At 71.3% G+C, this 24,054-nt stretch carries 13 protein-coding genes; all 13 read left to right on the forward strand.

The genetic code is table 11. The features are described from left to right. The first annotated feature begins 183 nt into the window (after window positions 1–183). The 13 genes from ACYQ1L_RS01980 to ACYQ1L_RS02040 all read left to right on the forward strand — a co-directional run bounded on the left by ACYQ1L_RS01980 (window position 184) and on the right by ACYQ1L_RS02040 (window position 24,053). Complete coding sequence (locus ACYQ1L_RS01980) at window positions 184–6,264, forward strand: Ig-like domain-containing protein (RefSeq protein WP_460002592.1); 6,081 nt, start codon at window positions 184–186, stop codon at window positions 6,262–6,264. Window positions 6,265–6,333: 69 nt separating this feature from the next. Further along, window positions 6,334–7,305 (forward strand): AAA family ATPase, encoded by a 972-nt coding sequence (locus ACYQ1L_RS01985; protein ID WP_460002593.1) that lies wholly within the window; start codon window positions 6,334–6,336, stop codon window positions 7,303–7,305. 83 nt (window positions 7,306–7,388) lie between these two features. Continuing rightward, on the forward strand, window positions 7,389–8,657 hold the full coding sequence (locus ACYQ1L_RS01990; RefSeq protein WP_460002594.1) for a DUF58 domain-containing protein: 1,269 nt from the start codon (window positions 7,389–7,391) through the stop codon (window positions 8,655–8,657). Beyond that, window positions 8,654–11,062 (forward strand): transglutaminase TgpA family protein, encoded by a 2,409-nt coding sequence (locus tag ACYQ1L_RS01995; RefSeq protein WP_460002595.1) that lies wholly within the window; start codon window positions 8,654–8,656, stop codon window positions 11,060–11,062. Before ACYQ1L_RS01990 ends, ACYQ1L_RS01995 begins: the two co-directional genes overlap by 4 nt. Beyond that, window positions 11,059–12,411 carry an RDD family protein gene (locus ACYQ1L_RS02000; RefSeq protein ID WP_460002597.1) on the forward strand — a complete coding sequence of 451 codons (1,353 nt, stop codon included), beginning with the start codon at window positions 11,059–11,061 and terminating at the stop codon, window positions 12,409–12,411. The genes ACYQ1L_RS01995 and ACYQ1L_RS02000 overlap by 4 nt, the downstream gene beginning before the upstream one ends. Beyond that, window positions 12,408–13,232 carry a PP2C family protein-serine/threonine phosphatase gene (locus ACYQ1L_RS02005; RefSeq protein ID WP_460002598.1) on the forward strand — a complete coding sequence of 275 codons (825 nt, stop codon included), beginning with the start codon at window positions 12,408–12,410 and terminating at the stop codon, window positions 13,230–13,232. Before ACYQ1L_RS02000 ends, ACYQ1L_RS02005 begins: the two co-directional genes overlap by 4 nt. Then, window positions 13,232–14,725 carry an FHA domain-containing protein gene (locus ACYQ1L_RS02010; RefSeq protein ID WP_460002599.1) on the forward strand — a complete coding sequence of 498 codons (1,494 nt, stop codon included), beginning with the start codon at window positions 13,232–13,234 and terminating at the stop codon, window positions 14,723–14,725. Before ACYQ1L_RS02005 ends, ACYQ1L_RS02010 begins: the two co-directional genes overlap by 1 nt. Further along, window positions 14,722–16,491, forward strand: coding sequence for a serine/threonine-protein kinase (locus tag ACYQ1L_RS02015; protein WP_460002600.1), 1,770 nt, complete (start codon window positions 14,722–14,724; stop codon window positions 16,489–16,491). The genes ACYQ1L_RS02010 and ACYQ1L_RS02015 overlap by 4 nt, the downstream gene beginning before the upstream one ends. Next, complete coding sequence (locus ACYQ1L_RS02020; protein ID WP_460002601.1) at window positions 16,479–17,234, forward strand: hypothetical protein; 756 nt, start codon at window positions 16,479–16,481, stop codon at window positions 17,232–17,234. The genes ACYQ1L_RS02015 and ACYQ1L_RS02020 overlap by 13 nt, the downstream gene beginning before the upstream one ends. A gap of 107 nt (window positions 17,235–17,341) precedes the next feature. Continuing rightward, the gene (locus ACYQ1L_RS02025; RefSeq protein WP_460002602.1) at window positions 17,342–17,629 is read left to right on the forward strand and encodes a WXG100 family type VII secretion target; all 288 of its coding nucleotides are present in this window, start codon (window positions 17,342–17,344) and stop codon (window positions 17,627–17,629) included. A 112-nt stretch (window positions 17,630–17,741) separates the two neighbouring features. Continuing rightward, window positions 17,742–19,028 carry an RDD family protein gene (locus ACYQ1L_RS02030; protein ID WP_460002603.1) on the forward strand — a complete coding sequence of 429 codons (1,287 nt, stop codon included), beginning with the start codon at window positions 17,742–17,744 and terminating at the stop codon, window positions 19,026–19,028. 64 nt (window positions 19,029–19,092) lie between these two features. Further along, window positions 19,093–23,757: a type VII secretion EssC family protein gene (locus ACYQ1L_RS02035; protein WP_460002604.1), complete on the forward strand. Its 4,665-nt coding sequence runs from the start codon at window positions 19,093–19,095 to the stop codon at window positions 23,755–23,757. Further along, complete coding sequence (locus tag ACYQ1L_RS02040; RefSeq protein WP_460002605.1) at window positions 23,712–24,053, forward strand: hypothetical protein; 342 nt, start codon at window positions 23,712–23,714, stop codon at window positions 24,051–24,053. Before ACYQ1L_RS02035 ends, ACYQ1L_RS02040 begins: the two co-directional genes overlap by 46 nt. Window position 24,054: the final 1 nt, after the last annotated feature.

Here is a 24,054-nt window from a genome sequence, read left to right on the forward strand (position 1 = left end):
TGCGGAAGGCGCGGATCCGGGCTCCCGGGCGCGAAATCGATCGAAGGATGGATGGGGAGTACTCCCCATCGCCGCATTCAGGGTCCCGGTTTACACTCTTACGGTCCCCTGACAATTTCTCATGGGACGGCTGTGCTCGATGTTCGGGGGGAAATCGTCGTGAAGTCTTTCGCGTGGTTGCGGATGCGACCGAAGACTCTCGCCTCCGCGGCCGGCGTGACCGCCGCCGCCCTCGCCGTCACCGGCATGGCCTTCGCCTACGAGGGCAACCCCACCGCCGAGGTCGATCTGCACGACGGCGGCGTCTGGCTCACCAAGACCTCGAGTCTGCTCGTCGGGCACTTCAACAACGAGTCCCGCGTGCTCGACGGCGGCCTGCGCACCGGCGGTGAGAACTACGACGTTCTGCAGTCCGGCGGCACCGTGCTCGTCACGGATCACATGGCGTCCACGCTCACGAGCGTCGACCCTGCGCGTGTCGTGCTCAGCGACGCGGTGCTGGTTCCGGGAGGCGCGAAGTCGGCCCTCGGCGGCACGACCGTCGCGATCCTCGACCCCAAGGAGGGCAAGCTCTGGGTGCGCCCGGCCTCGTCGCTGAGCGGCTTCAAGGCCGCGAGCGAGAAGCCGTCGGCGACCCTGGGCGCGCGGGCCGACGTCGCCGTCGGCACCGACGGCACCGTCTACGCGGTCTCCGCGAAGGACAGCACGGTCGTCACCGTGCACGTGGACGGTCAGGGCAGGCCGGAGTCCCCCTCCACCGAGAAGATCGATCTCGGCGCGGACGCGAAGCCCACGATCACGGTGGTCGGCAGCACCCCGGTGGTCCTCGATGCCGAAGCCAAGACCGTGTTCGCCGCCGGTCACCGCACCGTGCTCGACGGTGCGGACGTGAAGAACCTCGACGCTGCCGTGCTGCAGCAGCCGTCCGCCGAGAACGACGCCGCGGTGCTGGCGACGGCGAATGCCCTGATCTCGGTGCCCCTCGACGGCTCCGCGCCCGCGGTCCAGGACGCGGGGGGCACAGGCGCACCGGCCGCCCCCGTGTATCTCAACGGCTGCACCTACGGCGCCTGGGGCGGATCCGCGAAGTTCCTGCGGGACTGCGTCGGGTCCGCGAACGACCTGAAGACCTCGATCGAGGGGGCCGAGAACAGCTCCACGCTCGTGTTCCGCGTGAACCGAGACGTCGTCGTGCTCAACGACACCGCGAGCGGCGCGGCGTGGATGGCCACCGACAACCTGCAGCGCGTCGACAACTGGCAGGACATCATCCCGCCGGAGGGCGACACCGAGAAGCAGGACGAGACGACCGACGACCAGGTCGAGACCACGCTCCCCAAGCGCAGACCCGAGAACACGCCGCCCGTCGCGCACGACGACGAGTTCGGCGTGCGCCCCGGGCGCACCACGATGCTGCCGGTGCTCGACAACGACACCGACGCCGACGGCGACGTGCTCGTCGCCTCGCTCGCCCAGGAGCAGCCGTCGATCGGCGACGTGCAGCCCATCAACAACGGCGGCGCGCTGCAGATCGCGGTGCCGGACAAGGCGACCGGATCCGCATCCTTCCAGTACCAGGCCGATGACGGCCGCGGCGGCAAGGCCACGGCGACCGCGTCGGTCAGCGTGCACGACTGGAGCGTGAACGGGGCTCCGAAGCAGAAGCGCACACCCTCGCTGCTCGTCGAGGCCGGCGGCACGGTGACGTACAACGCCCTGCCCGACTGGATCGACCCGGACGGCGACGACATGTACCTCAAGGACGTCGAGGCCGCGCCTGGCGACCAGGTCGACTTCACGCCCGACGGCCAGCTCACCTATCGTGCGGTCGCGAGCCTGCCGGGGCGCAAGGACATTCGGATCCAGGTCGCCGACGCGCTGGGCGAGCTCACCAGCGGAACCATCCACCTGGACATCCGCCCGGCGGGGACGACGGCGCCGAAGACGAACGCCGACCACTACGTGACCCGTGCCGGCGAGCAGGTCACGGCCACGCCGCTGCTGAACGACTCCAGCTCCGGCAAGGAGCCGCTGCGCCTCACCCGCGTCGATGAGACCCCGGGCGCCGTGATCACCCCGAACTTCGCCGAGGGCACCTTCACCTTCCAGTCGCAGGCGCCCGGCACCTACTACATGCAGTACCTGGTCAGCGCCGGGCCCAACGCCGTGCCGGGCCTGGTCCGCATCGACGTGCTGGACAAGACCGCCGAAGCGGCACCGCCGATCGCGGTGCGCGACGTGGCGCTGCTGCCCAGCGGCGGCGACGTGCTCGTCGGCGTGCTGAACAACGACATCGACCCTGCCGGCGGGATCCTCGTCGTGCAGTCCGTGACCGTGCCGCCGCACAGCGGCGTGGGCGTGTCCGTGCTGAACCACGAGACCCTGCGGATCACCGACCAGGGCAACCTCGACAAGGCGGTGCGGATCAGCTACCGCATCTCCAACGGATCCAAGTCCGCGGACGGCGATGTGATCGTGATCCCGATCCCGGCTCCCGCCAAACTCGATCCGCCGACCGCGAACGACGACACGGCCGTGGTCCGGGCGGGCGATGTCGTGACGATCCCCGTGCTCGCGAACGACAAGCACGCGCCGGGCACCACGCTGCACGTGGCGCCGAAGCTGGTGGAGCCGCTCGTGGATCCGAAGTACGGCGAGGCGTTCGTGTCGCAGGACACCGTGCGCTTCCGCGCGGGTGACACGCCGCGCACCGTCTACGCCACGTATGAGGCGGTGGACTCGAACGGTCAGAAGGCGGCCGGCTACATCACGATCCAGATCCTCCCGGTCGACGAGAAGACCAACACCGCACCGCGGCCGCACGACATCACCGTGCGCGCCCTGAGCGGCACGAGCGTGCGCATCCCGGTGCCGCTGGACGGGCTCGACGCCGAGGGCGACTCGGTGGAGCTCGTCGGCCTGGACTCGGCTCCGAAGCAGGGCCAGGTCACCGAGATCGGCTCCAACTTCCTCACCTACGACGCGTTCGGCAAGTCCAGCGGCATCGATACGTTCACATACAAGGTGCGCGACCGACTCGGCAAGGAGGCGACGGCCACCATCCGCGTCGGCATCGCCCCGGGTGCGAACATCAACCAGGCGCCCTACGCCGTCAAGGACTCGATCGTGATGCGGCCTGGTCGCACCGTCGCCGTCGCCGTGCTGACGAACGACTCGGATCCCGACGGCGACACCATCGGCCTGGTGAAGAACGGCATCGAGACCGCGGCCGGCGTGGACGGGCTCAAAGCCTCCGTGTCCGGCGACCGGGTGCTCATCACCGCCCCGAACCACCCGGTGCAGACCTCGGTGCAGTACACCGTGGCCGACTCGCGCGGGGCCACGGCGACCGCCCCGGTGCAGATCACGGTAGCGGAGGACGTGCCCCTCGTCGCGCCGATCGCCCGCGACGACCGCATCCAGGCCTCCGACGTGAAGGGCGACAGCCTGCAGGTCGACGTGCCGGTGCTGGACAATGACGAGGACCCGGACGGCACGGTCGACGCCCTCAAGCTCAGCGTGTCCGACGCGTCCGCGAAGGTGCTGTCGAATCGGAAGATCCAGGTCACGGTCACCGGCAAGCGCCAGCTGGTGCAGTACTCCGTGACCGACCAGGACGACCAGACCGCGTCGGCCTTCATCTTCGTCCCCGCGCTCTCCGAGCTCGCTCCGACCCTGCGCTCCACCAAGCCGGTCGAAGTGAAGAGCGGCCAGACGATCGACCTGCCGCTGTCGAAGTACGTCGCCGTGGCCGGCGGCGGCGAGGTGCGCATCACCGAGGCCGCCAAGGTCAGCGCGGTCAACAGCAACGGCGCGCCGCTGCTGAAGGACGAGCACACCCTCGTCTACACCTCCAAGCCGGGCTACTTCGGCGACGACGCGCTCACCTTCGAGGTGACCGACGGCACCGGTCCGGACGATCCGAAGGGCCGCAAGGCCACCCTGAGCCTGCCGATCACCGTGCTGCCGCCGGACAACCAGCCTCCGGCGTTCACGAACGCGCAGGTGTCGGTCGCGCCGGGCGAGGAGGCGCAGAAGGTCGATCTCGCGGCGCTCACCAAGGATCCGGATCCCGGCGACGCCAAGAAGATCAGCTACAAGATCACGGGTCAGCCCGAGAACGGGATCAAGGCGCGCCTGGACGGATCTACGCTGAAGGTGGAGGCCGACTCGTCGACCCCCAAGGGCACCGGATCCACCGTGCAGCTGAGCATCACCGACGGCAAGTCCGATCCGGTCACCGGCACGGTCTCCGTGACGGTCGCCGCGTCGACGCGGCCGCTCGCGGTCGCCAACGAGGACACGGTGCCGCAGGCCGATCAGGGCAAGCCCGTCACGATCCCGGTCCTGGAGAACGACGTCAACCCGTTCCCGGACAAGCCGCTGAAGATCCGCTCGGTCGATGTGCAGACCGGCAACGCGAACGCCTCCGTGCAGGGTGACAAGGTCGTGATCACCCCGGAGAGCAGGTTCGTCGGCCAGGTGGTGGCGACCTATCGCGTGCAGGACGCGACGAAGGATCCGGACCGCGAGGTCGACGGCCGCATCGTCGTCACGGTGCAGGGCGTTCCCGACGCGCCGGGCGCGCCGCAGGTGACCAGCGTGCAGGACCGCACAGTGGTGCTGAACTGGACCCCGCCGTCGAACAACGGCGCCGAGATCACCGGCTACACGGTGCGCGCCACGAGCGGGGGCAGCTACACCAAGCAGTGCGCGTCGACGACGTGCACCCTGGACGGGCTGACCAACAACGTCACCTACACGTTCGCGGTGACCGCGACGAACCGCGTGGGCGAGGGCAAGCCGTCGCCCACCTCGGCGCCGGCGCGCCCGGACGCGCGACCGGACACCCCGAACCCGCCCACGCTGAAGTTCGGCGACAAGTCCCTGAACGTGTCGTGGACCACTCCGACGACGCCGGGCTCGCCGGTGAAGGCGTTCAACCTGGAGATCTCGCCGGCGCCGCCGAGCGGGGTCGCGACGAAGACCGGTGTGACCGGCAACTCCCTGAGGTGGGACGGTCTGGAGAACGGTGCCAACTACCAGGTGCGCATCCAGGCCGTGAACGACGCGCCGGAGCCGTCGAGCTGGTCGGCCTGGTCCGCCCCGGAGGTGCCCGCCGGTCCGCCGACCGCGCCCGGGACCCCGCAGGCGCAGAGCGCGCCGTCGGTCGGCAGTCAGTCGCAGATGACCGTCACGTGGACGGCAGCGGGAGCGAACGGCGATGCCGTCTCGAGCTACGACCTGCAGGTGATGCAGGGCGGATCGGTCGTGCGCACGGTCACCGGTATCCCCGGCACCACGCTCAGCCAGAACGTCACCGTCGGCAACTCCACCTCGGACTACACCTTCCAGGTGCGCGGCAACAACAAGGCCGGCGCCGGTGCGTGGTCGGCGGTCTCCAACGCGCAGCGCGCGTTCGGACAGCCGGGGCAGACCACGATCACCTCCTCCAGGGAGGAGAACAACAACATCTGGGTGGACTACTCGCTCTCCGATACGAACGGCGCAAGTCCCACTGAGGTCCACTACGAGTACTCGACCGGTGGTGGATGGAGCCGCAACTGGGACGGCCACAACATCCCGGCGACGAACAACAACACCTACACGGTCTCTGTTCGGGCCTACTCCGTGGTGGGCGGGCAGGAGTCCCAGCCCGGAGCAGCCGGTTCGAGGAGCGGGCTGGCGCCGTACGGTCCGGTCGGAAACCCGACCGTCAACGCCGTGAACAACGGCCAGAGCGTGACGCTCAGCTGGAACGCGCCCCCTCGGAACGGACGCGACGTCACCGTGAAGGTCAACATCGACGGCGGCGGGTGGCAGTCGCTCGGGAACAGCGGATCCAAGGTGGTCGGCAACGGCTACGACCAGACCCACACCATCCAGGCGCAGGCATTCGACACCGCCGGGCAGCAGTCGAGCGTCGTGTCGGATTCCGCCAAGACCAGCAGTCCGCCGGCGCCACGCGTGTGGGTGACCGAGGGCGGCGACGGCAGCCAGTACACAGGTCGATGCGTCAACGGTCCCTGCCAGCTGTTCAAAGTGAACTTCCAGAACCTCTCGCTGGGGAACAGGCAGGTCACATGCCACTCGAGCGTCGACGGTCAGATCGGGGGGACATACACCGTCAACTTCGACGGCAATGGCTCTCAGGTGATCCCCTGCGCGAAGGGGCAGGACGGTATCTACGTCTGGATCGACATACTCAACTGGGGCGGGAGCGTCGATACCGAGAAGACCTTCTGGCCAAAGGGACATTGGTAGACGCAAGACCCACGACGACCACCGACAGCGGCTCGAGTCGAGCCCACCACTCCTGAGGAACACACAGACATGACGATGACCCCCGAACAGGCGGCCTGGTTCCAGGGCACCTTCAGCCGCCTGACCGACAACGTCGACCGGGCGCTGCAGGGCAAGCGCGACGTCGTGAGCCTCGTGCTCGCCTCGATGCTGGCTGAGGGGCACGTGCTCCTGGAGGACGCACCGGGCACCGGCAAGACGAGCCTCGCCAAGGCTCTCGCCGCGACCGTGCAGGGCACCAGCTCGCGCATCCAGTTCACGCCCGACCTCCTCCCGTCGGACGTGACCGGTGTCACCATCTACGACCAGAACACGCACACGTTCGAGTTCCACCGCGGCCCGGTGTTCGCGTCGATCGTGCTCGCCGACGAGATCAACCGCGCCTCGCCGAAGACGCAGTCGGCGCTGCTCGAGGTCATGGAGGAGTCCCGCGTCACCGTCGACGGCGTCCCCCACGAGACCGGCCGCCCGTTCCTCGTGATCGCGACGCAGAACCCGATCGAGCAGGCGGGTACGTACAAGCTGCCTGAGGCGCAGCTGGACCGCTTCCTCATCAAGACCTCGATCGGCTACCCCGACCTCGACGTCACGGCGTCGATTCTCGCGGGCGCCGCAGAGCGCAACCCCTCCGCCAAGCTCTCCCCGGTGATCACCACCAGCGCGGTCGCCGACATGGCCGACCTCGCCGCCGCCGTGCATGTCGAGCCCGCCGTGCTGCGCTACATCGCCGAACTCGTCGAGGCGACCCGCGCCGACACCGCGATCCGTCTCGGCGTCTCCGTGCGCGGTGCGCTGGCGATGGTGCGCATCGCCAAGGTGTGGGCTGCCGCGCACGGCCGCCACTACGCGCTGCCCGACGACGTGAAGGCGCTCGCCCGCCCCGTGTGGCTGCACCGCCTGCTGCTCGACCCCGAGGCGGAGTTCGCCGGCACCACCGCCGAGACCGTGATCGCCCGGGTGGTCGAGAAGGTCGCCGCTCCTCAGGCGCGCACCGCGGCCTGACCGCCTGGTCCCTGAGCCCCACCCCCCCCGGTCCCTGAGCCTGTCGAAGAGACCATGACAGCACCCCGAGACAGAGAGCACGTATGACCACGACCGCCCCGTCGCGCGGCACCGACCGCACGGCCGGATCCGACCGCGAGGCCGGCTGGCGCGACATCGCCGCCCTGGTGCTCGCGCGCGCGGGTGCACGGCTGCGCCTGATCGCCTCCGCCGTGCGTCCGCTGGCGTGGGTGCTCGGCGCCGTCGCTCTCGGCTGCCTCGTGGTCGCCCTGCCGCTCGGCTGGATCGAACTGGCCGTGATCGCGCTCGTGATCGCGGTGGTGCTGGCGCTGTGCGCGCTGTTCCTGATCGGGCGCACCGCCTACGACGTCAGCCTCGACCTCGCCCGCACCCGCGTCGTCGTCGGTGAGCGGGCGGTGGGGGCGCTGACTCTGGCGAACCGCGGCACGCGAGCGATCCTGCCGTCCCGCGTGGTGCTGCCGGTCGGCGCCGGCCGCGGCGAGTTCGGCATCAAGCGGCTGGCCCCGGGCGAGGAGGCGGAGGAGCTCTTCGCGATCCCGACGCACCGGCGCGGCGTCGTCTCGGTCGGCCCGGTCAGCGTCGTGCGCGGCGACCCGCTCGGGCTCTTCGAGCGTGCGCACCGCCGCGACGAGCCCATCGACCTGTTCGTGCACCCCCGGACGATCGTCTTCGACGGGCAGTCGCTCGGCTTCCTGCGCGACCTGGAGGGCCTGCCGGCCTCGGATCTTTCCCGCGACGACGTCTCGTTCCATGCGCTGAACGAGTACCAGCCGGGCGACGATCTTCGCCGCGTGCATTGGCGCTCCTCGGCGCGCACGGGTGTGCTCATGGTGCGGCAGTACGAGGAGACCCGCCGGTCGCATTTCGTGATCGGGCTGAGCCGCAACGCTGCCGAGTACGCCGAGCCCGACGAATTCGAGCTGGCGATCTCGCTGGCCGGATCCGTCGGCCTGCGTGCGATCCGCGACTCGCAGCACGTCGACCTGCGGGTGCAGGGGCGCGCGCTGCCGTCGGGCACGGGCAAGCAGCTGCTCGACTCGCTCGCCGGCGTCGAGGAGGGCCGCGCGAAGGACGGGACCCTCTCCGCGCTCGCCGGCACGGTGGCGGCGCACATGCCGCTGTCCAGCGTCGTGGTGCTCGTGGGCGGCAGCCGCACCTCCCCCGAGGAGCTGCGTGCCGCGTGCGCCCGGTTGCCGTTCGGCTCGCGCGTGCTCGCGATCGTCGCCGATCTCGGCGAGACTCCCTCGCTGCGCCGCATCGGCGACGCCGACGTGATCACGGTGGGGGCTCTCGAACAGCTGCCGCTCGCCCTCGGGAAGGTGCTCGCATGATGCGCCGTCGTGTCGTCGACCTCGTCGCGGTCGCCCTGCTCATGGGTGCGGGCATCGTCGGCTGGTGGCCGTCGTTCGCGGGCGGATCCTTCCTGCCGGCCGCGATCGGCGGGCTCGTGCTCGGCCTCGGCATCGCCCTGCTCTGCGCCTGGCGCGGCTGGGGCATCCTGCCGACCGCCGGGCTGACTCTGCTCGCCTACTACCTGTTCGGCGGCGCGCTGGCGCTGCCGCAGACGACGCTCTTCGGCGTCGTTCCCACCGGGCAGACGCTCGGCGCGCTGTCGGCCGGCGCGATCACGAGCTGGAAGGCGATGCTCACCACCGTCGCACCGGTCGCCGTCGGCGACGGCTATGCGCTGGTGCCGTTCTTGTCGGCCCTCGTCTTCGGCGTGGTCGCCGCCGCACTCGCGCTCCGGCTGCGCAGGGCGGTGTGGGCGCTGATCCCGGCCGCCGCGCATCTGATGCTGGTGATCGCGATGGGCGTGCCGGCCCCGGCCGCGCCGATCGCGCAGGGTGTCGCCTTCGCGCTCGTGGTGGTCGGCTGGCTCGCCCTGCGCGGCACGGGTGAGACCGCGGACGCCGCCGTCTCTGTCGCCGCCGACGGATCCCGCTCCACCGCTCTGCGCCGCCGCCGCATCCTCGCAGGATCCGCCGTGCTCGTGGTCGCAGCCCTCGCCGGCACCGGCGTGGCTGCCGCCACCACGCTCGCCGAACCGCGGCACGTGTTCCGCGACGTGGTGCTGCCGCCGTTCGACGTGCACCAGTACGCGAGCCCGCTGCAGTCGTACCGCGGGTACGTGAAGGACCACCGCAAGGACACCCTGTTCACCGTGAAGGGGCTGCCGGAGGGCGCCAGGATCCGGGTCGGCACGATGGACGCGTACAACGGGGTCGTCTACGACGTCTCCGACAAGGGCGTGGGGTCGTCGGGGGCGTTCAGCCCGATCCGCGACAACATGTCGGCGAGTGCGACCGGGGCCTCGGCGAGGCTCGACTTCACGATGGACCAGTACAAGGGTGTGTGGCTGCCGGACGCCGGGCAGGTGAGCAGGATCTCGTTCCACGGATCCGACGCCGACGTCCTGCGCCGGGGCACGTACTACAACGAGTCCACCGGCACAGCGGTCGCCACCCCGAAGCTGCGCAAGGGCGACGCCTACACCGTGGAGACCACGATTCCCAAGACCTGGACCGACAGGGAGCTGGAGGGGCTCGACTTCGGCGCGGTCGCGATGCCGAAGTCGGCGGAGGCTCCGGAGAAGCTCGCCGCGCTCGCGTCCGACACGGTCGCCGACGCGAAGACCCCGATCGCGCAGGTGCGCGCCCTGGTGAAGAAGTTCTCCGAGGAGGGCTTCTTCAGCCACGGCCTGGAAGGCGAAGCGCTCAGCCGCGCGGGGCACACCGAGGAGCGCATCTCCACGCTGATCGGCGGTGAGCAGATGATCGGCGACGACGAGCAGTACGCCGTCGCGATGGCTCTCGCCGCGCGCTCGCTGGGCATCCCGGTGCGGGTGGTCATGGGCTTCTATCCGGAGAAGGGGCAGAAGGGCGCCTTCTCCGCCAACGGCGACAACCTGCACGCCTGGGTCGAGGTGAACTTCGAGAAGGCGGGCTGGGTGCCGTTCGACCCGACTCCGCCGAAGGACAAGGTGCCGCAGGACCAGATCACCAAGCCCAAGGTCGTGCCCAAGCCGCAGGTGCTGCAGCCCCCGCCCCCGCCGCAGGAGCCGGTGGAGCTCCCGCCGAGCGTGCCCGATCAGCGCGGCAACCAGGACGGCCCGAACGACCTGCTCGGCATCATCGGCACGGTTCTCGGGATCGCCGGCAGCGTGCTGCTGGTCCTCGCGATCCTCGCGTCGCCGTTCGTCGTGATCGGCGCGTGGAAGGCGGCCCGCCGGCGCAAGCGACGCGCGGCCGCGCTCGCCGCCGACCGCATCAGCGGCGGCTGGGACGAGCTCACCGACCGCGCCGTGGACTACGGCGCCCGGCTTCCCGTCGGCGCCACCCGCGCCGAGGAGGCGCGGACCGTCGCCACCGCTCTCACCGTTCCCGCCGTCACCGCGCTGGCCGACCATGCCGACGCCCAGGTGTTCGGACCCACCGAGCCCACCGCGGAGGACGTGGACGCGTTCTGGCGCGAGGTCGACGGCATCGTGGCCGGGATGGGCAAGGAGGCGAGCTGGCGGCGCCGCATGCTCGCACGACTCAGCCTGCGCTCGCTGCTCGGCGGATCCCGGCTGTCCGCCGGGGTGCAGGGGCTGCGCGATGCCGCTTCCGAGCGCATCCGCCGGCCCGGCAGCGGCTCTGGCGCGAGTTCGGGCGCACCTGGCACGATCGAGAGCACTGCAGGGCAGCAGGGCGGCACCCGAGCCGCACGCCCCGGATCCGAGTGCGAGACACCATGACCACGAACCCGGTGGGACCCATCGCTCCCGTCTCTCGTCGCGCGATCGCCTGCGGGATCGACCTCGCCATCTCCGCGGTGATCCTCATCGTCGGCTACGCGGTCTCCGGAGCGATCGCGATGTCCGCGAAGTCGGACACGCTGACCGGCCTGCTGACCACGATGCTGCTCGGCCTCGGGGTGACGTTCGGGCTGGCCACCATCTGGTTCGTCGTCTCGACGTTCCTGCAGGGCGCGGGCGCCTCGGTCGGCATGCGGATCATGCGCCTGCGGGTCGTGCGCGACGGCAGTGAGGCGGCGCTCGGCTTCGGCCGGGCGCTGCTGCGCAACATCGTGTTCGGGCTGAGCACGGCGATCGTGGTCGGCTACTTCACGCCGCTGTTCGACGGATCCGGACGGTTCCAGGGCTGGCACGACCGCGCCGCGGGCGCGCTCGTGCGCGACATGCGCGGCGCGGCTGTCCCCGCCCCCGCGGCGTCCGGTACCGCGGCTGCGCCCGCCGCCCCGTCCCTGGCCACCGTCCCCGGCACCGCGCCGGCGAACGCCACCGTCCCCGGTGCCGCACCGGCGAACCCGTTCGTTCCTGCGCCCGCCGCGGCGTCGCCCGCGGGCCCGTTCGCCCCCGCGTCGTCGCCCGCCCCCGCGGCCTCGTTCGCGCCGCCGGCCACCCCGGCCGCACCCCGGGGCGCCGCCGGGCACACCCTGCCGCACGCACCGAGCACCGGCGCTCCCGTCGCCGACGCGGCGGCCGAGGTGGATCCGCACGACGCCACGGTGCTGTCGCCCGTCGCGCAGGCCGCCGCCGACGCCGCGCACGAGAGCGCGATGATCACGGTCGTCCCGGGGGTGAGCCCCTCGGTGCCCGCGCCGGCCGCGCCCGTCGTCTCGGGGCCCGAGACCGTGACGCCGGCACGCCCGCCGGCGCCGGGCGCCCCTCCCGCGTCCGTCGCAGACGCTCTCGCGCAGACGCCGGTCGTGCAGCCCGCAGAGGACGACGACCCCGAGGAGACCCGGATCTCGATCCCGGGGCACCGCCTGCAGTTCGTCTGGGACGACGGCGCTCGCGCCACCGTCTCAGGGCGCACGCTGTTCGGCCGCAACCCCGCACCCGAGGCCGGCGCGACGGTCGTCGTTGTCCGCGACGAGACGCTGTCGCTGTCCAAGACGCACTTCGAAGCGGCCGCGGAGGCCGCCGGCGGGTGGGTCATGGACCGGCACTCCACCAACGGCATGACGATCGTCCGCGACGGCGTGCGGATCGCCTGCCCGCCCGGCGAGCGCGTGCGGATCCGCCTCGGCGACGCCATCGAGATCGGCGACCGGATCGTGACCGTCGGCGGCTACGCATGACGCCGCCGATCGTGGCCCGGGCGGGAGCGGCGACGCACACCGGGCTGCGCCGTTCGCTCAATGAGGACGCGCTGCTCGCGCAGGCCCCCCTGTTCCTCGTCGCCGACGGCATGGGCGGGCACCAGGCGGGCGACATCGCCAGCACGACCGTGATCGACGGCTTCGCGCAGCTGCGCGGCCGGCCGGTGCTCACGATCGACGACGTCAGCTTCACGCTGGCCCGGGTGCGCGCGGCCGTCGACGTGATCGGGGGGCCCGGCGCGTCGAAGGCCGGGACCACGCTCAGCGGTGTGACGATCGCCGCCGTCGACGGCGTCGGATACTGGCTGGCCCTGAACATCGGCGATTCGCGCACCTACCGGCTCTCCGGCGGTGCGCTGGAGCAGATCTCCGTCGACCACTCCGTGGTGCAGGAGCTCATCGACTCCGGCGAGCTCCTCGCTGCGGACGCCGCGAAGGACCGCCGCCGCAACATCATCACCCGGGCGATCGGCGCCGGCAGTACCGGGGAGGCCGACTACTGGATGATCCCGGCGCGGGTGGGCGATCGGATCCTGGTGTGCTCCGACGGGCTCAGCAGCGAGGTGGACGACGACGAGATCCGCACGCTGCTGACCGTCCACGAGGATCCGCAGACCGCCGCGGACCGTCTGATCGACCGGGCCCTCGAACTCGGCGGGCGCGACAACGTGACCGCCGTCGTCGTGGACGCGGTGCACGTCACCACGCGCCCCGGCAGTGACGGCACGGTCGGCATCGACGACGAGGACATCGACTCCGACACGCGACCGCGTGCCGAGGCCATGGGAGGGATGCGCTGATGAACACCGTCTACCGCGCAGGGTCCTGGTACGCGCTGATCGGCCCGCGGGCCGTGGTTGCGCTGCCGCCGGATGCGGCCGCCGCGCTCGTCGCCGGCCTGTGGGAGCGGGTCGTCGCCGACGACGTGTCGTTCGCCGAGGTCGTGGACGCGCTGACCGCCGCCGGAGGCGGATCCTTCTCCGCCATCCCGCCGTTCGCCGCCGTCGTGCGTGAGGGGGACGACGCCCGCATCGCCGTGCGCGGGCGGGTGCTCGCGCGCGTGGTCACCGCGGACGACGAGCGCGAGATCAGCGGCGCCGAGGTCACGACGTGGAGCGAGCGCTTCGTTCCGACCATGACCGGGATCGAGATCCGCGTCGAGGACGCCGGGGAGGATCCGGCGCTGCCGATCGTCGCCGGCGTCGTGCGCGCCGGCGTGGTCGCCGCCGGCGCCGCCGCCGCCGACCTCGATCGGCCGAGCGAGGAGCGGGGCGACGAGACGACGGGTGAGGTCGCTTCGACGAGCTCAGCGACCGAGGGGCCGTCCGATGAGCCCGCGGCCGTCGACGTCGCCTCGACGAGCACCACCACCGGGATCACGACCCAGGATCCGGATCCGACTCCCGCTTCCGATCCCACCCCGGCGTCGGAGCCCTCCCCGGTCCCTGAGCCTGTCGAAGGGACCTCCACGGAGGATCCTGAGCCCTCTCCGGTCCCTGAGCCCTCTCCGGTCCCTGAGCGCTCTCCGGTCCCTGAGCCTGTCGAAGGGGCCCCCGACGGCGCCGAGCCGGCGCTCCACCGCGCGGCGGACCTCGGCGACGACGAGGACATCGACGACACGGTGCTCAGTGCGCCGGCCGCGGTGGAGACGATGCTCCCGCCGGCCGACACCATCGCCGCGCCGCTCGGCGGGCACACCCTCGACTTCACCCCGGCGGCGGCCGCGCCCCTGACGGTCGGCGCCGGCCAGGACGCCTTCGACGACGGCGATCACGACGGCGCGACGATCTCTCTCGCCCAGGCGCGGGCGCTGCGCGGTCTTCCCGATGGGCCGGCCGGCGACCCGGTCGCGGCGGAGTCCGTGCCCGTGCCGGTGTCGGCCGTCCCCGGGATCACCGTCGAGCCCGAGCGCGCGGCCGAGCCGGTCCCGGCGCCCGGCACCGTCGCGGCCTCCGGCCCACGGGTGCGACTGTCCACCGGGCAGGTGATCGCCCTCGACCGCACCGTGGTGATCGGCCGACGCCCGCGCGCCACACGCTCCAGCGGCGCGACCCTGCCGCACCTCGTCGCGGTCGACAGCCCGCAGCAGGACATCTCCCGCAGCCACCTCGAGATCCGTCCCGAGGCCGATGCCGTGGTCGTGCTGGATCTGCACACCACGAACGGATCCACGCTGCTGCGCCCGGGCGCCGAGCCGGTGCGGCTGCATCCCGGCGAGCAGACCGTCGTGGTCACCGGAGACGTGATCGACCTCGGCGACGGCGTGACCGTCGCGTTCGAGGAGCTGCCGTGAGCCGTCCGCCGTCCCCGCCGCCGCAGCTGGAGGGCTTCGACTACGTCGAGCCGCTCGGCACCGGCGGCTTCGCCGACGTGTTCCTGTACGAGCAGCAGCAGCCGCGCCGGCGCGTAGCGGTCAAGGTGCTGCTCGCGGACCGCCTCGCGTCCGGTGCGGCGCAGGAGTTCGCCGACGAGGCGAACGTCATGGCGATGCTCTCGACGCATCCCGCCATCGTCACGATCTACCAGACCGGGGTCGCGGCCGATGGTCGCCCCTACCTCGTCATGGAGTACTGCCCGCGCCCGAACCTGCAGCAGCGGGCGCGCAAGGAGCCGTTCAGCGTCGCGGAGGCGCTCCGGGTGGGCGTGCAGGTCGCCGGCGCCGTGGAGACCGCGCACCGGGCCGGGGTGCTGCACCGCGACATCAAGCCCGCGAACATCCTCGTCACGGCGTACAACCGGCCGGCGCTCACCGACTTCGGCATCGCCTCGACCACCGGCGCCGTGAGCGAGGCCGCGGGCATGTCCATTCCGTGGTCGCCGCCGGAGTCGTTCGGCGACCCGCCGCAGGGCGGCGTGCGCTCCGACGTGTACGCGCTCGCCGCCACGCTGTACACGCTGCTCACCGGGCGCAGCCCGTTCGAGAAGCCCGGCCAGCGCAACAGCGGCGCCGACCTGATCTCGCGCATCGAGTCGGAGCCGCTGCCCCCACTGGGCCGCGCCGACGTGCCGGAGAGCCTCACCCGCGTCCTCGAGCGCGGCATGGCGAAGAACCCCGAGGACCGGTTCGGGAGCGCCGTGGCGTTCGCCCGCGCACTGCAGAAGGTGCAGATCGAGCTGTCGCACTCGGTCACCCCGATCGACATCGTCGACGACCATCAGCCCGAACCCGACCACGACGATGACGACGACGGCCTGACCCGCGTGCGCGAGGTCGTCAGCATCGACCCGAGCCACACCGCCACGCGCCCCTCGGCGACGACGAGCCCCGTGCTGCCGCCCGTTGCGCCGCCGGCCCCCGGGCCGCGGTTCGACGCGACGGCCGCCTCGGCGCACGCGGAGGCGACCGCGTCCGATGAGACCGTCATCCGGACGCCCCAGGACGCGACCGCGGCGGCGCCGGTGTCCGCGGCGCCCGCCCCGCCCACCGCGCCCGCCCCGCCCACCGCGCCCGCCCCGCCCACCGCGCCCGCCCCGCCCGAGCAGGGCGACGACGCCCCCACGCTGCTGCGCGCTCCCCGCACCGTGAGCCCGGTCGCCGGAGGCGGAGTCCCGGCGGGCCCCGCGCACGCACCCGCTCCGGCGCCCCCTGACGTCGCGCCCCCGGCGCCGTCCGCGCCGCCGTCCGCACCGGACGAAGGCCGGTCCCGTCGGGGCCTCGTCTGGGGCCTCGTCGCCGCAGCGGCCGTCGTGGTGCTCATCGGCGGTTCCGTCCTCACGGTGAACCTGCTCAACACGAACCCGCCGAAGCCCGTGCGGACGGACGCCGCGACCGCGGATCCGCAGGATCCGCTCGGAGACATGACGGCGTCGCCGAAGGACATCACCGGCACGCCCGACGGTGCGGGGTCGGTGCGCTTCACGTGGACCAACCCGAAGCCGGAGAAGGGCGACTCGTACCTGGTCACGGCGATCACCGCCGAGGGCGACGGCGATGTCACCAAGGTGGATGTGCCGGAGATCGCCGTTCCCGCCCAGCCGGGCGGCAAGACCTGCATCAAGGTCGCCCTGCGCAGGGAGAACGGCTCCGCATCGTCCGAAGCGAAGGGATGCACCCCATGACGCAGGATCCGGAGGTCACGCAGGATCCGTCCCGCGCGCGCGTGACGGTGGAGTTCGCCGGGGAGTACTTCCCGATCGAGCCCGGTGGCAGGTTCGTGGTGGGACGCGAAGGCGACCTCGCCATCGACGACAATCTGTTCCTGCACCGCCACTTCCTCGAGATCGCGGAATCGGGGGGTCTGTGGTGGCTCGCGAACATCGGTGCGCGGCTGCAGGCCACTGTGACCGACGCGACCGGCGGCGTCCAGGCCTGGCTGGCTCCCGGGGCGCGCCTCCCGATCGTGTTCGCGACCACGAGCGTCGTCTTCTCCGCCGGGCCGACCACGTACGAGTTCACGATCCACGCCGCCGAGCCGACGTTCCGCGAGACGCGCCGCGAGCGCGAGATCGACGGCGACTCGACGATCGGAGAGGTGCCGCTGACGCTCAGCCAGAAGCAGCTGCTCGTCGCCCTGGCGGAGCCGCTGCTGCGCCGGGACGGCACCGGCATGAGCGCCATCCCGTCCAGCGCCGACGCCGCCGCCCGCCTGGGCTGGACGGTGACGCGGTTCAACCGCAAGCTCGACAACGTCTGCGACAAGTTCGACCGCATCGGGGTGCCGGGCATGCGCGGCGGCGTGGGCGGATCCGCGACGAACCGACGCGCCCGCCTGGTCGAGCATGTGATCGCGTCGCGTCTGGTCGGCAAGGGCGATCTCGCCCTGCTGGACGTCGGAGACCCGGAGCACGCCGAGCCGGAGTGACGCCGGTCGATGGGGAGTTGTCCCCATCGACGCCGTGCGAGGGGCCTTGTTAGCGTTGTCGTGGTCGGGCCGGTGGGGTCCGGTTCTTGGATTATCGGAGGTGTGACGTGGCTGATTTCGGTGCGTCTTATGCGGAGATGGAGCAGGTGGCGTCGTCGTTGTCGCAGGCTCGTGATGATATTCAGGGTCAGCTGGACAAGCTGAAGGGGCAGGTGGACAACCTGCTGGGTGAGGATTTCAAGACGCAGCATGCGTCGGGGAAGTTCGGTCAGGGGTATACGGAGCTGACGACGGGTCTGAAGCATGCGGTGGACGGGATCCAGAGCATGTCGGAGTCGTTGACGGGGATGATGCACAAGATCCAGGAGCTGGATCAGCAGCTCGCGGGTCACTGAGTTGTGTGGCGGGGTGGGGGTCGGTGGGGTTGTCCGCCGGCCCCCACCCCGTCCGCTGTGCGGTCCCGCTGCCGTGGGGCGGCCGCACCCGGGCTTGATAGCGTGAGGGGATATGAGCCTGTCGAACGACATCTGGGAGATTCCGGCCCAGACCACCGACGTCGAGGGTCTGGACGCGGACGGGCGACCTGATCCGGCTTACGCGCAGGCGATCGGACTGCGTCCTGCTCGCGGCGGCCGGAGGGTTGCCTCCACGCTCCTGGAAGGGCTGGTGGCGCTCCTCCTCGCCCTGCCCGGGACGATCGCCGGCACCAACCTGGTGCTGATGGGCGCGGCGGATCCGCAGGGACTGCTGGCGCGCAAGGATCTGATCTGGATCCTGATCCCGGTGATCATCTCGTACGTGCTCATCGTCGTGTTCACGCTCGTCCAGCTCATCCTGCACGGTCTCAAGGGGGTCACGCTCGGTAAGGCGGTGTTCGGGATCCGCACGGTCAACGTGCGCACCCTGGAGAAGCCGGGATTCTGGCGCGGCGCCGTGGTGCGCTATCTGATCCTCGCGGCGTCGTTCCTGATCCCGCTGATCGGACCGCTGCTCGTGGTCGCCCTGTCGCCGCTGTTCGATGTCGAGCGGCGCGGTCGCGGCTGGCCCGACCGGATCGCGGCGACGTGGATGGTGGACGCACGCCAGGGCCTCAACCCGTACGACGCCAAGCGGATGCGGATCGCCCGCAAGCAGTACACGGCGGAGGTGCATGAGGCCGCGCCCGAGCTGCCGTCGCTGGCCACACCCGTCGACCGGGACGCTCCCGCGGTCTACGTGCCGACGGGCCGATTCTCGGGAGGCGTCGTGGGGGCGCATCGCGCTGCCCCGGTCTCCGCATCGCGCAGCGAGGCCTCCGGGGCGGCAGTAGCTCCCGCCGCGTCCGCGGCGCCGGCGCCCGACCCCTGGCAGCCTCCCGTGATCGCTCCCGTGGAGAGCGCCCCAGCGGTTCCCGCGTCCGCACCCGCCCCGGTAGCACCCCCCGCGGTCCCCGTCCCCCGGGCGGTGCTCCTGATCGACAACGGCGAACGGATCGACGTCCGCACGACGACCCTGATCGGGCGCGCCCCCGTGGCCGCCACGGGAGAGGAGTCATCGGCGGCCCGCGAAGGAGGCGGCGAGGGCGAGGTGCAGCTGGTGCGGGTGCCCGATGAGACGCGCTCGGTCTCGAAGACCCACATCGCGATCCTGCTCTCCCGGCGCGGCGTGGTCGCCGTCGACCGCGGCTCGACGAACGGCAGCTCGATCGTGCGCGACGGCGCGGAGCACCCGCTGACACCGGGACACCCGGCCGAGCTCCGCGCGGGGGACACCCTGCGCTTCGGCGACCGCAGCCTGCGCGTGGAGCAGGTATGACTCACGGCGACCGCGCGGCCGCCGCAGCCACGAACGCGCGTCCGTCGCGCCCGGAGGATCATCGATGAAGGTCAAGCTCACTCTGCGCCGGCCGGGCGCGCCGCTCACCGACATCGTCGTCACCGCCGACTCCACGGCCACGGTCGCCGACGTCGCCCATCGCATCGCGACGACCGACCCGCTGCGGTCGATCCGCGTCGCTCCCGGCGAGACGCTGTCGCTCTCGGTCGCGCCGCCCACGAGCCAGCGCCTGGTCACCCTCAATCCCGATCTCGCGATCGGCGACGCCCCGGTCGGTTCCGGCTTCCTCGCCGAGGTCGTGAACCTGGGCACCGACCGCATCGCGACGGGCACCGCCGGCGCGCGCCCCGCTGCGCACCTCCAGGTGCTCTCCGGCCCCGCCGCCGGCCAGGAGTTCTCCCTGCCGGTCGGCCATTTCGTGATCGGCCGCGAGGTGTCCGCCGACGTGCATCTCGCGGATCCGCTGGTGTCCAAGCGGCACGCCCGCATCGAGGTTGCGAACACCTTCGTGGAGCTCGTCGACCTGAACTCGGCGAACGGGATCCTCGTCGACGGCGGTCTCGTGCAGCGCCTCCGGGTGATCCCCGGTCAGCCCTTCACGCTCGGCGACAGCGAGATCGTGGTGCGCGTCGTCAGCGACTTCGACGGCACCGCCGCCGATCAGGACCCGGTGCTGGAGCGCGGCGGTGCGCTGCTGTTCAACCGCAGCCCGCGGGTGGAGGAGCGCTTCGCCGGCGAGGAGATCGAGGAGCCGCGGTACCCGCGCGACGAGGTGCAGCGGCTGTTCCCGTGGCCCATGCTCGTGGCCCCGATCCTTCTCGCCATCACGATGTGGGCCGTCACGCAGCGCCCCATGTCGCTGCTCATGGCGGCCGCCTCGCCGATGATGATGTTCGGCAACTTCATCTCGCAGAAGACCCACATCGGCCAGCGGCTGCGCAAGGAGGCGGAGCTGTTCGAGGACCAGTTCGAGCGCCTCGAGGAGAAGCTGTATCACGCGCGCCCGAGGGAGCACGCGGTGCGCAACAGCGAGGTGCCCGCCGTCGCCGTCGTGTTCGACGAGGCGATGAAGCTCGGACCGCTCCTGTGGACGCGCCGTCCCGAGCACTGGAACTTCCTCAGCGTACGGCTCGGCAGCTGCGCCGATCTGTCGCGCACCGTGATCCGGCGCGCGGAGGCGGACGAGGCGCTGCCCGAGTACGTCGAGCGGGTCGATCGGCTCGTGGAGCGGTACCGCATGATCGATGACGTGCCGATCCTGGAGTCGCTGCAGAGCGCCGGATCCATCGGCGTGGCCGGGCCGACCTCGGCCGCCGGCGACGCGTTGCGCGGTCTCGCGGTGCAGCTGTTCGGCCTGCATTCGCCCAACGAGCTCGTGGCGGTCGCCCTCACCGAGCCCGGTTGGGCGCACGAGCTGGACTGGCTCACCTGGCTCCCGCACACGTCGAGCGAGCGGAACCCGTTCAAGGAGATGGCTCTCGCCGATTCGGCCTCGACCGGCACCGCGCTGCTGAACGGCCTGGAGGAGATCGTGCTGCGCCGCTCCAAGGGGGCGGGCGCGCGCCGGCTGCCCTACGGCGAGGACTGGAACCCGATGCGCTACGGCACCGACGTCAAGCGCGCCGCGGAGGAGACCGCGTTCGAGGGCAAGGCGGCCGTGGTCGTCATCGTCACCAACGACGCCCCCGTCGACCGCGCCCGGCTCACCCAGATCCTCGAGCGCGGCGCCGAGGTCGGCGTATACGCCCTGTTCGTCGCCCCGGTCGTGGAGGCCCTGCCCGCCGCGTGCCGGAGCTTCATCGACGTGACGGCCGGTCTCGACCAGGCGCGCGTGGGCACGGTTCGCAGCGGCGTCGCCTACTCCGACGTCCGCGTCGAGGGCGTCTCGCACGCCTACATGACGATGTTCGCCAAGCGCCTCGCGCCGGTGGTCGACGCCTCGACGGTGGTGGAGGATTCCTCCGACATCCCGAACTCGGTGATGTTCCTGTCGCTCGTGGGATCCGAGACGGCATCGGATCCGACGGCCGTGATCGACCGCTGGCGGCAGAACAACACCATCCTCGACCGCTCCGGGGCCCCGCAGCCGCGCTTGAAGAAGGCGGGCAATCTGCGCGCGATCATCGGCCAGGCGCAGACCGACGCGATGACCCTCGACCTGCGCACGCAGGGGCCGCACGCCCTCGTCGGCGGCACCACCGGCGCGGGCAAGAGCGAGTTCCTGCAGGCGTGGGTGCTCGGCATGGCCGCCGCGCACAGCCCCGATCGGGTGACCTTCCTGTTCGTCGACTACAAGGGCGGATCCGCGTTCGCGGACTGCGTCGACCTGCCGCACTGCGTCGGTCTGGTCACCGACCTGAGCCCGCACCTGGTGCGCCGCGCCCTCACCAGCCTGCGCGCCGAGCTGCACCACCGCGAGCACCTCTTCAACCGCAAGAAGGCGAAGGACCTGCTCGAGCTGGAGAAGCGTCGCGACCCCGACACTCCGCCCGCGCTCGTGCTCGTGATCGACGAGTTCGCCGCGCTCGCCGGAGAGGTGCCGGAGTTCGTCGACGGCGTCGTCGACATCGCCCAGCGCGGTCGCTCGCTGGGCATCCACCTGATCATGGCGACGCAGCGCCCGGCGGGCGTGATCAAGGACAACCTGCGCGCCAACACCAACCTGCGGGTCGCGCTGCGCATGGCCGACGAGTCCGACTCCAAGGACGTCGTGGACGATCCCGTCGCCGCGTCGTTCCCGCCATCGATCCCGGGGCGCGGCATCGCGAAGACCGGCCCCGGCCGTCTCGTGCCGTTCCAGTCTGCGTACGCCGGCGGCTGGTCCACCGACGAGGTGCAGACCGCCGATGTGCGCGTCGCCGAGCTGCGGTTCGGCTCCACCCAGCTCTGGGAGCCCGACCAGGAGCCGGAGTCGGACAGTCACGACGGGGACCTCGGGCCCAACGACCAGAAGCGCATCGTGGCGACCCTCGTGGCGGCGGCCCACCAGGCCGGCATCCCCGCCCCGCGCCGGCCATGGCTCGACGATCTCGAGCAGGCGGTCGACATCCGCGACCTGCCGACGCTCGGCGACGGGCAGATCCTCCTCGGCAAGACCGATGTCCCGGCCCGCCAGCTGCAGGAGCCGACGTACTTCGTTCCCGATCGCGACGGTTCCCTGCTCGTGTACGGCACGAGCGGCGCCGGCAAGTCGACGGTTCTGCGCACGCTCGCGATCGTCGCGGGATCCGATGCCCGCACGAACGTCGAGGTCTATGCCCTCGACTTCGGATCCGGGGCGCTGAAGAGCCTGGAGATCCTGCCGCAGGTCGGATCCGTGATCGCCGGCGACGACGCGGAGCGCGTGCAGCGCATCCTGCGCTCGCTCGCGCGCGTGCTCGACGACCGGGGCAAGCGGTTCAGCGCGGCGAACGCGGCCAGTCTCACCGAGTATCGCGAGCTGACCGGCATCGACGAGCCGCGCATCCTGTTCTTGCTCGACGGCTTCCCGCAGTTCCGCAGCGAGTGGGAGTCGACCACGGCGCGGATGCCGTTCTACCAGACGTTCATGCGGATCCTGGGCGAGGGCCGTCCGCTCGGCGTGCACGTGGTCGCCACGGCCGATCGTTCGGGCTCGGTGCCGACGGCGGTCAGCGCCAACGTGTCGCGCAAGGTCGTGCTGCGCCTTTCCGACGACTCGGGCTACGCGATGCTGAACGTGCCCAAGGACGTGCTCGACGAGCGCTCCGCGCCGGGGCGGGCCATCGTGGACGGACTGGAGACGCAGATCGCCACGCTGGGCGGGACGCCGAACGTCGCCGAGCAGACCAAGCTGCTCGAGGCGATGGCCGCCGAGCTTCGTGCTGCCGGCGCCCGTGAAGTGGCCGAGATCGGATCCCTCCCGACTCGCCTGGCGGTGTCGTCGCTGCCCGACCGCATCGGCGAGTTCCCCGTTCTCGGCGTCGCAGAGGACACGCTGGCACCGCGCGAGTTCGACCCGATCGGAACGTTCCTGGTCGCGGGGCCGCCGCTGTCCGGCAAGACCACCGCGCTCAAGGGCATCGTCACGTCGATGCGCCGGTTCGACCCCGAGGTCACGCTGTTCCACTTCGGCGGCCGCCGGTCGCAGCTCAAGGACTATGCCGACTGGACGAGAAGCGCCACCACCGTGGAGGCGGCGAAGGAGCTCGCGGCGGAGTTGGCCGAGCTCGCCGCGGATGAGTCGGTGCCGGTGCGCCTGCTCATCGTCGTCGAGGATGTGCCGCAGTTCGCGGACACCCCTGCAGAACGCGACATGAAGGCCCTGTTCCAGGCGATCAACCGCAGCGATCACCTCCTGGTCGGCGACCTCGATGTGACCCAGGCGACGAGCGGATTCGGCTACATCGGCGACTTCAAGGGCGGACGCAAGGGCATCGTGCTCAAGCCCGACGCCTTCGACGGCGACGCCGTGTTCAAGGTGCCGTTCCCGAAGGTCAAGCGCACTGACTTCCCCGAAGGCCGCGGCATCTTCGTGCAGGCCGGTCGCCAGGTGATCCTGCAGCTGCCGCTGGTGGGGGGGGGACCGTCTCGCGTGAGCGGCCGGACGACCGCCTCTGGACACAGGGTCGATGGGGAGTGCTCCCCATCGACCGTGTCGAGGGGAGCGGTTAGATTTCATCGACGTCGTGAAGGAGGGTCACGTTGGGTAAGGACATCGACATCCCGCTCGAGCAGCTCGCATCCATGAACACGTCCCTGAAGAACATCGTCGACGAGTTCGATCACGCGTCCGCACGCAGTGACGCCCTGGAGTCCGCGATCGGATCCCCGCACGGGCACGGCGAACTGCGCCACGAAGCCGATCGCTTCGAAGGCGACTGGAACGACAAGCGCGACACGCTGAAGGACAAGCTTCAGAAGGCCCAGGAACGTGTCGCCGACTTCGTGAAGGCATGGAAGGACTTCGACCTCGAGGCGGCGAAGAAGCTCGACACGAGCGCCAATCCTCCGCAGGTGTCGAAGAAGCAGAAGGGGCCGCAGTAGA

The organism is Microbacterium xylanilyticum (assembly GCF_054654695.1).

Bases quoted from the DNA above. Each gene is read 5' to 3' on its own strand.
- ACYQ1L_RS01980 (WP_460002592.1), top strand. From the start codon at position 184: ATGCGACCGAAGACTCTCGCCTCCGCGGCCGGCGTGACCGCCGCCGCC.
- ACYQ1L_RS01985 (WP_460002593.1), top strand. From the start codon at position 6,334: ATGACGATGACCCCCGAACAGGCGGCCTGGTTCCAGGGCACCTTCAGC.
- ACYQ1L_RS01990 (WP_460002594.1), top strand. From the start codon at position 7,389: ATGACCACGACCGCCCCGTCGCGCGGCACCGACCGCACGGCCGGATCC.
- ACYQ1L_RS01995 (WP_460002595.1), top strand. From the start codon at position 8,654: ATGATGCGCCGTCGTGTCGTCGACCTCGTCGCGGTCGCCCTGCTCATG.
- ACYQ1L_RS02000 (WP_460002597.1), top strand. From the start codon at position 11,059: ATGACCACGAACCCGGTGGGACCCATCGCTCCCGTCTCTCGTCGCGCG.
- ACYQ1L_RS02005 (WP_460002598.1), top strand. From the start codon at position 12,408: ATGACGCCGCCGATCGTGGCCCGGGCGGGAGCGGCGACGCACACCGGG.
- ACYQ1L_RS02010 (WP_460002599.1), top strand. From the start codon at position 13,232: ATGAACACCGTCTACCGCGCAGGGTCCTGGTACGCGCTGATCGGCCCG.
- ACYQ1L_RS02020 (WP_460002601.1), top strand. From the start codon at position 16,479: ATGCACCCCATGACGCAGGATCCGGAGGTCACGCAGGATCCGTCCCGC.
- ACYQ1L_RS02030 (WP_460002603.1), top strand. From the start codon at position 17,742: ATGAGCCTGTCGAACGACATCTGGGAGATTCCGGCCCAGACCACCGAC.
- ACYQ1L_RS02035 (WP_460002604.1), top strand. From the start codon at position 19,093: ATGAAGGTCAAGCTCACTCTGCGCCGGCCGGGCGCGCCGCTCACCGAC.